At 40.2% G+C, this 13,188-nt stretch carries 13 protein-coding genes and 1 tRNA gene; 12 read left to right on the top strand and 2 right to left on the bottom strand.

Going from position 1 to position 13,188, the window contains the following annotated elements; all coding sequences use genetic code 11:
* The first annotated feature begins 121 nt into the window (after positions 1-121).
* From KQI32_RS12230 to KQI32_RS12210, 5 genes are all read left to right on the top strand, one after another.
* Positions 122-994 carry a TIM barrel protein gene (locus tag KQI32_RS12230; protein ID WP_216425687.1) on the top strand — a complete coding sequence of 291 codons (873 nt, stop codon included), beginning with the start codon at positions 122-124 and terminating at the stop codon, positions 992-994.
* A complete protein-coding gene (gene aroQ, locus KQI32_RS12225; RefSeq protein WP_216425683.1) occupies positions 975-1,406 on the top strand; it encodes a type II 3-dehydroquinate dehydratase in 432 nt (143 codons plus the stop codon). The genes KQI32_RS12230 and aroQ overlap by 20 nt, the downstream gene beginning before the upstream one ends.
* Positions 1,407-1,420: 14 nt before the next feature.
* Complete coding sequence (locus KQI32_RS12220; RefSeq protein ID WP_216425681.1) at positions 1,421-2,473, top strand: Xaa-Pro peptidase family protein; 1,053 nt, start codon at positions 1,421-1,423, stop codon at positions 2,471-2,473.
* Between the two features lie 92 nt (positions 2,474-2,565).
* Positions 2,566-3,123 (top strand): elongation factor P, encoded by a 558-nt coding sequence (gene efp / locus KQI32_RS12215; protein ID WP_216425679.1) that lies wholly within the window; start codon positions 2,566-2,568, stop codon positions 3,121-3,123.
* 121 nt (positions 3,124-3,244) lie between these two features.
* Positions 3,245-3,661 carry a CD1247 N-terminal domain-containing protein gene (locus KQI32_RS12210; protein ID WP_216425677.1) on the top strand — a complete coding sequence of 139 codons (417 nt, stop codon included), beginning with the start codon at positions 3,245-3,247 and terminating at the stop codon, positions 3,659-3,661.
* Positions 3,662-3,923: 262 nt separating this feature from the next.
* Here the strand turns inward: KQI32_RS12210 and KQI32_RS12205 are convergent, their stop codons facing one another.
* Positions 3,924-5,282 carry a citrate/2-methylcitrate synthase gene (locus tag KQI32_RS12205; RefSeq protein WP_216425675.1) on the bottom strand — a complete coding sequence of 453 codons (1,359 nt, stop codon included), beginning with the start codon at positions 5,280-5,282 and terminating at the stop codon, positions 3,924-3,926.
* Between the two features lie 475 nt (positions 5,283-5,757).
* Here KQI32_RS12205 and KQI32_RS12200 point away from each other — a divergent pair, with 475 nt between their 5' ends.
* The 4 genes from KQI32_RS12200 (at position 5,758) to KQI32_RS12185 (ending at position 8,877) form a co-directional block, all read left to right on the top strand.
* The gene (locus KQI32_RS12200; RefSeq protein ID WP_253291195.1) at positions 5,758-6,444 is read left to right on the top strand and encodes an amino acid ABC transporter permease; all 687 of its coding nucleotides are present in this window, start codon (positions 5,758-5,760) and stop codon (positions 6,442-6,444) included.
* A 19-nt stretch (positions 6,445-6,463) separates the two neighbouring features.
* Positions 6,464-7,204, top strand: coding sequence for an amino acid ABC transporter ATP-binding protein (locus tag KQI32_RS12195; RefSeq protein ID WP_216425673.1), 741 nt, complete (start codon positions 6,464-6,466; stop codon positions 7,202-7,204).
* A 69-nt stretch (positions 7,205-7,273) separates the two neighbouring features.
* A complete protein-coding gene (locus KQI32_RS12190; protein WP_216425671.1) occupies positions 7,274-8,431 on the top strand; it encodes a CCA tRNA nucleotidyltransferase in 1,158 nt (385 codons plus the stop codon).
* 44 nt (positions 8,432-8,475) lie between these two features.
* Entirely contained in the window at positions 8,476-8,877 is a 402-nt protein-coding gene (locus KQI32_RS12185) for an Rrf2 family transcriptional regulator (RefSeq protein ID WP_216425670.1), read from the top strand.
* 271 nt (positions 8,878-9,148) lie between these two features.
* Here KQI32_RS12185 and KQI32_RS12180 read toward each other — a convergent pair whose 3' ends face one another.
* A complete protein-coding gene (locus KQI32_RS12180) occupies positions 9,149-10,522 on the bottom strand; it encodes a citrate/2-methylcitrate synthase (RefSeq protein ID WP_177691596.1) in 1,374 nt (457 codons plus the stop codon).
* 267 nt (positions 10,523-10,789) lie between these two features.
* Between KQI32_RS12180 and spoIID the strand changes: the two genes are divergently transcribed.
* The 3 genes from spoIID to KQI32_RS12165 all read left to right on the top strand — a co-directional run bounded on the left by spoIID (position 10,790) and on the right by KQI32_RS12165 (position 12,952).
* Positions 10,790-11,815 carry a stage II sporulation protein D gene (gene spoIID / locus KQI32_RS12175; RefSeq protein ID WP_177691595.1) on the top strand — a complete coding sequence of 342 codons (1,026 nt, stop codon included), beginning with the start codon at positions 10,790-10,792 and terminating at the stop codon, positions 11,813-11,815.
* A 230-nt stretch (positions 11,816-12,045) separates the two neighbouring features.
* Positions 12,046-12,759: a M23 family metallopeptidase gene (locus tag KQI32_RS12170; protein ID WP_216425669.1), complete on the top strand. Its 714-nt coding sequence runs from the start codon at positions 12,046-12,048 to the stop codon at positions 12,757-12,759.
* Positions 12,760-12,877: 118 nt separating this feature from the next.
* Positions 12,878-12,952 (top strand) — tRNA-Gly (locus KQI32_RS12165).
* The last annotated feature ends 236 nt before the right edge of the window (positions 12,953-13,188 follow it).

Genomic DNA, 13,188 nt, shown 5'->3' with positions numbered 1-13,188 from the left:
CACAGTGCTTGTCTTTATTATATCGCAGGTAGCTACTCCTGCAAATATAATCAAAAACTTTAAGAAAGGAGATATAATTAAAACCACCCCTTTCGAGATGGTTTAATTATACGTGATTGATATGCAGATGAAATTCGGGCCGGGAGGAAACTCGGAAAGCTTCAAAGCGGCTGGTTACAAATCCTCATTGGATATGCCGGGATACTTGAAAGAAATCGGGCTTTCCGCCTATGAATACCAGTGCAATAAAGGTGTAAAAATCTCTGAAAAGAGTGCATATGCATTAGGTGAAAATGCAAAAAAATTTGGTATTAGCCTTTCCATTCATTCTCAATATTATATCAGTCTTTCCTCCAAGGAGGAGGAAAAAAGATTAAAGAGTGTCGATTATATTATGCAGTGTATGCGTATAGCAAGAGTGATGGGAGCGGACCGGATTGTGGTACACAGTGGTTCTGCAGGAAAAATCACCAGGCAGATAGCTTTAGAGCTTGCGAAAGATACGATACGGAAAGCTTTAATACAGGCTGATTCTGAGGGATACTCAGATATTCATATTTGTCCTGAAACAATGGGGAAGATCAACCAGCTTGGAACACTTGAAGAAGTGATAGAATTGTGCAAACTGGATGAGCGGCTTATTCCGACTATTGATTTTGGACATCTGAATGCTAGAACAATGGGTGGGTTGAAGGCTCCATATGCATTTGAACATATTTTAGATGAGATAGAAAATCATTTGGGCTATGAACGATTAAAGATCTTTCACAGCCATTTTTCTAAAATAATGTATTCAGCAGGCGGAGAAGTAAAACATCTGACATTTGATGATATAGAATATGGTCCCTCATTTGAACCTTTGGCTGAGATTGTTGTAAAGAAAAATCTCACACCGTGTTTTATTTGCGAGTCTGCGGGAACCCAAACGGAAGACGCTTTGAAGATGCAAAATATGATAATGAAGGTGATAGATAATGAAAATTTTGGTGATTAACGGTCCTAATTTGAATATGCTTGGAATCCGTGAGCCGGATGTTTACGGACGTGAAACATTAAAAGACATCGAGAAAAAGCTATGGAAAAAAGCTCAGCAGATGGAAGTACAAATCAGTTTTTTCCAAAGTAACTCTGAGGGCGAAATGATCGATAAAATTCATGATTCGTACGGGAAAATGGATGGGATTATCATGAATCCCGGAGCATATTCTCATTATAGTATTGCCATTCGCGACGCTATAAAAAGTGTAAACATAAAAACAGTGGAAGTGCATATCTCCAACGTATTTGCTCGGGAAGAGATGCGTGCCAACCTGGTAACCGCTCCGGCTAGCCATGGAGTCATCAGTGGTTTTGGAAGCTATGGATATCTTATGGCACTGGACGCTTTGGTGAATGGAGGAAAATAAGGAGTGTTTTTCAAATGGAAGAACGTTTAAAAAAACTGCGCAGTCTTTTACATGAGAAAGAAGCATATCTTATTTTGAATCCTGCGGATATCAGGTATTTCTCAGGAATGAAATCTTCAAACATCGTACTGCTGGTTACTGAGAAACGGCAATTGGTATTCAGCGATGCAAGATATCTGCACCTGATTCAGTCACAGCAGCTATTTGAACCAGTTGTGCTTCAAAAGAGTCTGATCGCGGGTGTCTGCGAGATTGCCGGGCAGATGGAGTTTCAAAAGCTTATTATTGAACCGGGCGATATTCTCTACAGCGATTATCTGATGTTGCAGGAGCTAACGAATAAAGAAATTGTGCAGGGCAACCGTCTTACAAAAAATTTGCGGATGATAAAAACGAAGAAGGAGCTGGAGGCAATCCAGCGGGCACAAGAAATTGCAGAAAAGGCATATGATGAGGTATTAAATGAGGTTCGGCCGGGGAATACTTCTAAGAGAATCGCTGCAAAGCTGGATTATCTGATGAATCTTTATGGCAGTGAGGAGCCAGCCTTTGAAACAATTGTTGTATCAGGAGAAGATACGATTAACTGCCATGGCGTTCCGAATGACCGGCCGATTGAAACGGGGGATTTTGTCCTCTTTGATTTCGGGGCAACTTGGAATGGATACCGCAGTGATATGACGCGCACAGTAGGGATTGGCTCTCTGACGGAAACAAAAATACATTTATACCAAACGGTGCTGCAAGCCCACCTGCTTGCACTGGAGGCTGTAAGGCCGGGAATGGAAGCAAACAATCTTGATAAAATTGCAAGAGATTATATTGAAAAAGCAGGGTATCGGGAATTTCTTCATTCTCTTGGTCACGGTGTTGGCCTTGATATTCATGAACAGCCAAGTATATCGTTACGAAACACAGATATATTAAGGGAAGGTATGGTCATAACCATAGAACCAGGTATATATGTCAAAGGCGTTGGGGGGGTAAGAATAGAAGACACTGTTGCAGTGACGGATAAAGGCTGCCGTTCCTTTGCAAGCACGAAGAAGGAATTAATTATGATATAAAGTTGTTATAAAGTCAAAAAAATCCTTGCAATTTACCAGAATTTCTATTAAACTATAGAAGATAAGATAAAAACGAGAGGAGAATCATATTTATGATTTCTGCAGGCGATTTCAGAAACGGCATTACCTTTGAAAGTGAAGGCAATGTGTATCAGATCGTTGAATTTCAACATGTAAAACCGGGAAAAGGGGCAGCTTTTGTCCGCACCAAAATAAAAAATGTGATCACCGGCGGTGTAGTAGAAAAAACGTTCCGCCCGACGGATAAATTCCCGAAAGCACATATCGAGAGAAAAGATATGCAGTATCTTTATAATGACGGAGAATTGTTTTACTTTATGGATCAGGAAACCTATGACCAGATTCCGTTAAGTCCTGACCAGTTAGGGGATGCTCTAAAATTTGTCAAGGAGAACGATTTTGTCAAAATCCTGAGTTTTAAGGGCAGTGTATTTGGGGTAGAACCGCCGAACTTCGTGGAACTGAAAGTTACGGAGACGGAACCGGGCTTTAAAGGCGATACTTCTACAGGAGCAAGCAAACCGGCTACACTGGAAACAGGAGCCACCATTAACGTTCCTCTGTTTGTGGATATTGATGATGTCATCCGTGTGGATACCAGAACCGGGGAATACATGGAAAGAGTATAAAAACATTCCTGTTATAGATGGATTGTCTGCTTTGATAGACAGTATAGTAGGATTGTTTTTTATCTAATTTAGAAAATAGTTCATATTAAAAATTTTTTTGAGAGAAGAGGAGGGCACTCATATGGAATCAATCGGTGAAAAAATTGCTTATTTAAAAGGTTTGGCGGAAGGTCTGAAAGTGGACGAGTCCACTTCGGAGGGGAAAATCATCAAAGGAATTCTTGAGGTTTTGGCTGACTTAAGCGCCAGCGTTTCTGATATGGAAGATGACATGTTTGAAATGCAGGAAGTCATCGATGAAATCGATGAGGACTTAGCGGAGGTCGAAGATGAAATCTATGACGAATGCTGCGATTGTGAAGATGAGGATGATGTTGATTTTTATGAGTTAACCTGTCCGAATTGCAAAGAAAAAATCTATATCGATGAAGATATGCTGGAGGATGAGGAACTCATCTGCCCAAATTGCGATGAAAAAATCGAATTGGATTTTGACGATACTTGCGGTTGCTGTGACTGCGGCTGTGAGGAAGAATAACGCAATAATAAAAGTTTTGTGATATGCACCCCCAAGGCTTGGACTTTTGGGGGTGCATATTTTATAGAAAAATATACGGAATGGATCGATTGAAAAGAATACGTAATAGAACAGAAAGTTTTCGTAAAAAGAAAATCGCCGAACGAAAAGCAAAGCGAGAATATTGAAAAAAACCTCCAAGTATAATAGAAACGGTTTGGCAGCCGCATTACTAAAATACAGGAGGTTAAAAGCATAATTTACTCAATATGCTATGAACTTTTTATCTTTCTCTGATAGGAACATAAGCCTTGCGATCGTTGACATTCTTATAGGCAGGACGAATAATCTTTCCTGCATTGATCAACTCTTCGATTCGATGAGCACTCCAGCCTGCTATTCTCGCAATGGCAAAGATGGGAGTATAGAGTTCCAAAGGAAGATTTAACATACTGTATACAAAGCCGCTGTAAAAGTCTACATTCGCACTGACTCCTTTGTATATTTTTCTTTCTTCAGCAATGACTTCCGGCGCCAATTTTTCCACCAGAGCATAAAGCTGAAATTCTTCGTTTCTTCCTTTTTCTTCGGAAAGGCTTTTGACAAAGGCTTTAAAAATATTGGCTCTTGGATCCGAGAGGGAATAAACAGCATGCCCCATACCATAGATTAGACCGGCGTGGTCAAAAGCTTCCTTGTGAAGAAGTTTTTTCAAATATTCTTTAACTTGCGTTTCGCTGCTCCAATCCTCCACATTTTTCTTCATATCCTCTATCATCTGTACAACTTTGATATTGGCGCCGCCATGTTTGGGACCTTTCAGAGAACCAATGGCAGCTGCAATTGCAGAATACGTGTCAGTGCCAGAAGAAGTTACAACATGAGTGGTAAAGGAGGAATTGTTGCCACCGCCATGTTCCGCGTGCAGAACCAAAGCCACATCCAGAATTTTGGCTTCAAGCTCGGTATATTGACTGTCCGGCCGCAGAATATGTAATAAATTTTCAGCGGTAGAAAGATTTTGCATGGGGGGATGAATAAACAAACTCTTGCCGTCATGATAATGCGCATAGGCCTGATAGCCGTATACGGAAAGCATGGGGAACAGCGCGATTAACTGCAAACTTTGCCTTAAAACGTTTGGGATAGAGATATCATTTGCTTTTTCATCATAGGAATACAGTGTGAGAACGCTTCTGGCCAGCGTGTTCATCATGTCTGCACTGGGGGCTTTCATGATAATATCTCTTACAAAACTTGTGGGAAGCGTGCGGTAATTTGCCAAAAGGGATGAAAAATTCTGCAATTCCTTCTCATCCGGTAATGCTCCAAACAAGAGAAGATACACGACTTCTTCAAAGCCAAACCGTTTTTCACTGATAAATCCTTTTACAATCTCTTCAATATCCACTCCTCGATAATACAGTTTTCCTTCACAGGGAATTGACTGACCGTCTTTTTCAATGGAGGAACAGACTTCCGAGATCTCAGTTAATCCGGCAAGAACACCTTTTCCGCTGATGTCGCGAAGGCCGCGTTTTACATCGTACTTTCCATAAAGTCCAGGTTCAATGGAACCGTTTGTTTTACATAGTTCACTTAACGCCATAATTTCCGGCGTAATTTCAGAAAAATTCTGCATTCCATCCACTCCTTTAAATTGTTCTTATTGTCTTTCATGATATACTGTAGAAACAATTTTATAGCATATCAATTCATATATTCCGGCTGCCCGGTCATAGTAGTGTATCAAAATTATATAAAATAGATTCATAACTTCATATATTATATCATAAAATTATGTCTAAATTATGTACAAAGAAAAAATCTAGAAAATAATACTTATTTTATCACAAAAATCGAAAAGGATCAAATTTGTTTTAGAATAGAATACGTCTATTTTTGTTGAAAAAAATCGATATGTCAAATGGAACATAAGTCTATTTAATAGTTTTTCCATAAAAAGTTGAGTCATTGAGTAAAGAAATTATATTGAATAGAAAGCAGAAGCTTTTTTAATTAAAATTTCTTTAAAATTGGAAAAAAGTATTTACATCACATTAAAACTTTAATATAATAAAACAATAAAGTATAATAAAAAAGTTAGGGAGATAGTGTTGGATAAATTTATAGAAATTATAAAACTTACATTGCCCAGCGTGGCACAGGGACTTATCGTTACTTTGGAGCTTTTTGCGGTCACACTCGTATTATCTATTCCTTTAGGATATCTGATTGCATTGATGCAGCGGTCTAAAGCAAGAATTCCACTTCTCAGGTGGTTTCTCAGGTGGTTTGCAGGAGGATATACTTGGCTTCTGAGAGGAACTCCTTTATTGCTGCAGATTTTCTTTATCTACTTCGGGTTGCCTTATATCAAGATTGGAACATTTCAGTTTCCTGCTTTGAACAACATGTTAGCCTGCATCATTGCTTTTACTTTAAATTATGCTGCATATTTCGGCGAAATTTTCCGGGCAGGAATTGAATCGATAGACAAAGGACAGTATGAGTGTGCAAAAGCACTTGGATATACAGGCTCACAGACAATGCGGAAAATTATTATTCCCCAGATGGTGAGGTTGGTTTTGCCGCCTGTCAGCAACGAAACCATCACATTGGTAAAAGATACGGCATTGGTTTCCGTTGTTGCTTTAAATGATATTATGAGGGAAACCCAGCTGAAAGTGTCGGCTTTGTCCAATGTTTCACCTTTTATTGTTGCAGCTGTATTTTATCTTGTCTTGACATTGGTTCTTACCATTATATTCAACCGTTTGGAAAAAAAGCTCTGTAATTATTGAGGGGAAGAGGAAAATTAGAATGATAAAAGCGGAAAATATTTATAAATCTTTTGGAAAGCTTTCGGTTTTAAACGGCATTTCCATTGAAGTAAGGCCGGGAGAGGTCATTGCGATCATTGGCCGCTCCGGCTCTGGTAAAAGTACATTTCTGCGCTGTCTGAATCATTTAGAGACCGTTGACAAGGGAACCATCTCCATTGATGGGGAGACTTTTGTCAGCAACGGAAAATATTTGGGAGATAACGATATCCGAAGAATTTGTATGAAAACCGGAATGGTATTTCAGTCGTTTAATTTGTTTCCGCATATGACGATATTGAAAAATGTGACAGAGCCTCAGGAAACCGTGAATAAGATACCTCATGAAGAGGCGGTTAAAACGGCTAGAGAACTTCTAAAGAAGGTTGGCCTTTCTGAAAAAGAAAATGCATATCCCTCCCAGCTGTCCGGCGGTCAGAAGCAGCGGGTTGCAATTGCGAGAGCTTTGGCGATGAAACCGGAGGTTATGTTGTTTGACGAGCCAACCTCCGCATTGGATCCGGAATTGACCGGGGGCGTTTTAAGTACAATGAAGGATTTGGCGAAGGAACACTTGACAATGATTGTTGTCACTCACGAAATGGGCTTTGCCAGAGAAGTGGCTGACCGGGTCATTTTTCTCTCTGACGGCAAAATTTGCGAGCAGGGAAAACCCGCTGAATTATTTGAAAATCCTCAGACTGAAGAACTGAAGACATTTTTATCTTCCCTTTTGAAATAACAGAAAATTTTTATTGTAAAATTCGGCCGGAATTTTGATATTTCCGGCTGTTTTTAAGTTGGTGATAATATGACAATCAAATTGCCTGAAAGCGTGAAATCGATATTACAAAGATTTTGGGATTATGGTTATGAAGCCTATATTGTAGGCGGATGTGTGCGTGATTTTTGCCTTGGCAAAAAACCGCAGGATTATGATATTGCTACCAGTGCACGACCGGAAGAAACAAAAGCATTGTTTCAAGAATACAAAATACTGGAAACAGGACTGCAGCACGGCACGGTCACTCTTATTATGGAAGGTATCCCTTTTGAGATTACGACTTATCGTGTTGACGGCGATTATTTCGATCATCGGCGGCCATCGTCGGTGAGATTTACAAAAAGTTTGCAGGAGGATTTGAAACGACGGGATTTTACCATAAATGCTATGGCATACTACAACGGTCTGTTTGATTATTTCGGCGGGATGGAAGACCTCCGAAAAAAAGAAATCCGCTGTGTCGGAGAACCTGAACAGCGGTTTGAAGAGGATGGCTTGCGCATTCTGCGGGCTTTGCGTTTTGCATCCATGTTGGGATTTTCTATTGACGGTGAAACAAAAGATGCAATAATAAAAAAGAAAGAAGGATTACGAAAAATTTCAAGGGAGAGGATACGGGATGAATGGACAAAGCTGTTATCCGGTTCGGCAGCGGAACAAATATTATGGGAGTTTCAGAGTGTCATAAATGTGTTTCTTCCCGGGTTTCGTCCATGTGTTTTCCCAGACAATATTCAGGAAGAACTTTTAAGATTCTGTTTTGTATTAAATGAGACCTATGGAGCATCAGAAATTGGTAAAAGTATGGAAATGATGAAGGAACTTCGGTACGATAGAAAAAGCTGCCGTGATATGAGCCTATTGCTTCCTTTTTTTGATCGTCCCTTCCATACAGATAAGATACATGTGAAGCAATATATGAAAAGAATGGGCTTGAATTTAACCAGGAAGGCGGCGCTTCTGAAACAGCAGGATATTGAAGAGATGATAAAGGAGATTGCATGCAATCACGAATGCTACACCTTATCGGATTTATGTCTGAAAGGAGAGGATGTGATAAGACTTGGAGTTCGTCCGGGAAAAGAAGTGGGGGAGGTTCTTCAACGCCTGCTCGATTATGTTATTGAGAACCCTTCTGCAAATACGCCGGAATTATTGACAGAATATTTACAAAATAAACTCTAGTAATTTACTATGCTTTATGGTACAATAAAACCGGAGGCGATACAATGAAGATTTCCACAAAAGGCAGGTATGCATTGCGGCTTATGATTGACTTGGCAGAACATAATGACGGAACATATATTGCGTTAAAAGATATCTCGGCAAGACAGGAGATCTCCATAAAATATTTGGAGCAGATTATATCTCAACTCAGCAAAAGCGGCTTTTTAAAGAGCACACGCGGGCCGCAGGGAGGATACTGTCTGACAAAGGAACCGGGCGAATATACGGTTGGTTCTATTTTGCGTGCAATAGAAGGAAACTTGGCACCGGTTGCCTGCTTAATGCAGGAGCCAAATGAGTGTGAGCGTTATAGTGATTGTAAGACGATACCTTTTTGGGAAGGTCTTTATCAAGTAATAACGGATTATATTGACAGTGTGACTTTGGAAGAATTGGCAAAATAACTGCGGGCAAGATGTCCCCGCCTCTTAAGGCGGCGGGTTCCATATCCGCAATCAGCGGGAGTGCAATCTCCCGCTGATTGCGACACTGCTATGCAGTGCCCTTGTCCTCGTTGAATGACGGGGCAAACCCTTATTGAATAAGCTCTTTTCAGACCAGAGTGTTAGAGCGTTTTTGAAAAGAAAAACAAAAAAAGGAGTCAGCGCCAAAGGGGAATTCTTTGGGGCTGATTCCTTTCTGACTAAAATGCGCAAAATTTCTTTTACAGAGGGTTTATTCCCGCTCCTCCAAAGGTGTATAAGCGATTCTTTTGCTGACACTTTTGTAAGCTGGGCGAATAATTCTTCCTCCGGCAATATTTTCTTCTAAAATATGGGCGCACCATCCGACAACCCTGGAGACGGCAAATAGAGGTGTACATAACTCTTGGGGAATGTTCAGCATTTGATACACAAAACCAGAGTATAGATCGACATTGGCACAGATATCTTTTTTACCGCCTTTTACCTTTGCAAGCACCTCTGGTCCCAGACGTTCCACTGCCTCATAAACAGACAGTTCTTTTAAGGCTCCCCGCTCTTTTGCCAGCTCTCTTGCCTTTTCGCGCAAAAGTTCCGCCCTGGGATCGGAAATTGTGTAAACGGCATGTCCCATACCATAGATAAGACCGGTACGGTCAAAGGCCTCTTTCCGTACAATTTTTTCAAGATATGCTGCTATTTCATCATCATTCTCCCAATTTTCCACATGTTCCATAATGTCACGAGCCATTTTGGTAACCTTGGCATTTGCTCCTCCATGCTTTGGTCCTTTTAAGGAACCAATAGCAGCAGCAACTGCAGAATAAATGTCTGTGCCGGAAGAAGTCACCACATGGGCGGCAAAAGTGGAATTGTTTCCGCCTCCGTGTTCTGCATGCAAAATCAGCATCAAATCGAGAATATCAGCCTCCAGCTTGGTGAATTTATTATCGGGACGGAGCATATACAAAAAGCTTTCCGCTGTGGAGAATTCAATTTTAGGCGTATGTAAATACAAGCTTTTCCCATCAAAATAACGGGATTTAGCCTGGTAGGCATAAGCGGCCAGAGTCGGGAATTTTGCAATCAATTCAATCGATTGTTTTAGAACATTGAGCACACTGGTATCATCCGGATTATCATCATAGGAGTAGAGCGCAAGTACACTTCGGGATAATTTAATCATAATGTCTTTACAGGGTGTTTTAAGGATCATATCTTCGGTAAATCCATCGGGCAGAAGTCTTAGAATACCGATTAGTTCCTTAAATTCAGCAAGCTGTTCCTGAGTTGGAAGGATACCGAACAGAAGCAAAAAAATAACTTCCTCAAATCCATGGCGGTTGGAGGAGGCCACATCCTCTACAATATCGCGGATATCTACGCCGCGGTAAATCAATTTTCCGGGAACTGCTTCTTTTTCATTGTCTGCGATAATATAGCCGCTGACTTCACCGATAGAAGTCAAACCTACCAGAACGCCGGTTCCGTCCTGGTTCCGCAAACCTCTTTTTACATTATATTTATCATAATAATATCCGTCAATTTGATTGGTAACCCGGGATATATCGCATAAATTTTCCAGATACTCTTTTGGAATACTGAAATTATTAAAATTCTTTGTCATTTTTTTCTCCTATCTGTTTTTGCTATATTATAATTTTATCTTATCCACATATAGATTGTCAAGTGAAAATTGCAACAAGAAAAGAAGGAAACTTTCATTTTACAAATAGTAAATCGACGATTATGATGAGAAATTATCTGTGAACATCAATGAAACCCTTAAGTTCTATATGATTTCCGTAAATAAAAAGGAAAGATGATATTTGCAATTCTAAACTGAAAATCTTGCACATATAATCTATTAAATACAATTGGAAAAGGTGATAGTATGCGGAGACACAAAAAGAAAAAGCCAAGTATTCTGCTTTTGTATCCAATATTTATTTTATTGATTATTGTTTCGATTCCTTTTATCATGCTTGCATCTTCCGGTGGTTTGATAAATAACGGAGCTTATGAAGAGCTTAAAATACCTGAGGTATTACAGACGCAAAATGCGGAAAAAGCTATTCAGGTTTATTTTAAGGACGAGGATGCTGTAAAGGATGTCAATCTGGAGGAATACTTAATTGGGGTTGTAGCCGGGGAAATGCCGGCAACCTTTGAGACAGAAGCCTTAAAAGCGCAGGCTGTCGCAGCGCGCACTTATATTATAAACCGGGAAAAAGCAAATAATGAGGAGAGCTTAAAACTTCATAAAGGCGCGGCGATCTGCACAGATCCAACACACTGTAAGGCATACGTTAGTCTGGAAAAAACAAAGGAGAACTGGAAGGAACAATGGGAGGCCAATTATAACAAAATAAAGAAAAGTGTGGACGATACAAAGGGGATTATTATAACCTATAATGATGAGCCAATCTCTGCTGTGTTTCATTCAACCAGCAGCGGAAAAACGGAAAATTCCGAAGATGTGTGGGGCGGCAGTGTTCCTTATTTAAAAAGTGTGGACAGCGAAGGAGAGGAATTATCACCGAGATATACTTCGACCGTCGAGGTGACGATAACCGATTTTCAAAATAAGCTGAAGCAAAAGAAATCGGATATACAGTTTTCCCAGGAAAGGGAAAAGTGGGTGGAAGGGATAGAAAATGCAGAGAGCGGAGGAGTGAAAACAATTAAAATAGGAGGACAGACTTTTAAGGGAACAGAGATACGAGAGTTGTTCGGTCTGAGATCGACCCATTTTACATTGGGATTTCAGAATGACAAGATTGTTTTTCATGTGACGGGAAACGGACATGGAGTGGGGATGAGCCAGTATGGAGCCAATTATGCAGCTTCTCAGGGAGCAGGATATGAGGAGATTCTAAAAAAATATTATCAGGGAGTCGTGCTGAAAAAAGCATATTGAGCAGAAAAGCACACCCGAGCAGGAGTACTTTTAAGTTATAATGAAAAGTAAGCGGCATATAGGAATCGCCAAAATTGGGGCAGTTCATATATGTCGCTTGACTTTTTCAGTGATGTTTTCATCTGCTGCGGAAAAGTTGAATGAAAGATAAATATATTTTGAAAGAAATTTTTTGTGATTGTATAGATATTCTTGCTTTGGAAAGAATATCTAACATGGAGGTATAAAAAATGAAAAAATTCTTTCAAAAGTTTTCAAACAACAAAATCTATTATTCTCTCGTTGTCTTATGCATTGTAGCGGTAGGTTCCGTGGTTACAACAGTCATCAAAGACAATATTGATGAATCGATGAGAAGAAATCTGGCATTGTCAGAAGGAGTGCAGATTCCAGAGATAAATGCACAGATTCCTGCCACTGCTGAACCCTATACGGCGCCTGTCATTGCCCCGAAAAACCAGGAGACTATAAAACCTCAGGCTGCGAAACCGGCAGAGGAAGAACCTTTGGAAGAGGCGGAAGAAACGTTCGGAAAAAAATTTGTAATTGAGCCTCCGGTACCGGGACAGATAATCAATGCTTTTTCAGGAGAAGAACTGGTCTACGATAAAACCTTTGAAGATTGGCGTGTCCATTCCGGAATTGATATCGGAGCGGAACGCAGTACACCAGTAAAAGCATGTGCATCCGGTGTGATAGATGATGTTTTTGTGGATCCGATGGATGGAATCACAATCATTATTGACCATGGAAATCATTATAAATCTATCTATAAAAACCTTTCCAGCGATAAGATGGTGAAAAAAGGAGAGAGTGTGGAGAAGGGCCAGGCCATCAGCGGCATTGGAGAAACAGGCATTTCAGAAGCAGGTCTTCCCAGCCATCTTCATTTCGAATTGATGAAAAAAGAAAAATATGTGGATCCCGCCTCCTACTATGAATAAATACGGAGGAAGAAGCCGGAGAAAAACAACTCTCCGGCTTCCAAAAAAAATGCAAAAATTCGAAAAAAGTATTGCATTTTATCCGAATATATGCTATACTATGAACACCGTAAGAGATGCGGGAGTGGCTCAGTGGTAGAGCGTCACCTTGCCAAGGTGAACGTCGCGAGTTCGAATCTCGTCTTCCGCTCCAAAAAAGCATTGCGTAAGCAATGCTTTTTTTATTTCAACGAAACGTGACCGCCAACATTTTAAAATATTGTAAATTTCATGAAAGTGTGTTAATATATAAAAATGAAAAAATAATTTCGGCTCTGTAAAGTTAACATGAAAAAATAGCACCCGCAATCAGCCAATCTGGCTAAGCAACGAGCAAAAGCTCGCGTTTGCGCTTTTTGGACAGCTCGAGGCCGGCGCACTGTGCCGGGG

The sequence above is a fragment of the Acetivibrio sp. MSJd-27 genome, from assembly GCF_018918095.1.
GTDB lineage: Bacteria > Bacillota > Clostridia > UMGS1840 > HGM11507 > HGM11507.
The sequence above is the reverse complement of the archived record's forward strand: the minus strand, read 5'-3'. Positions and strand labels throughout refer to the sequence as shown.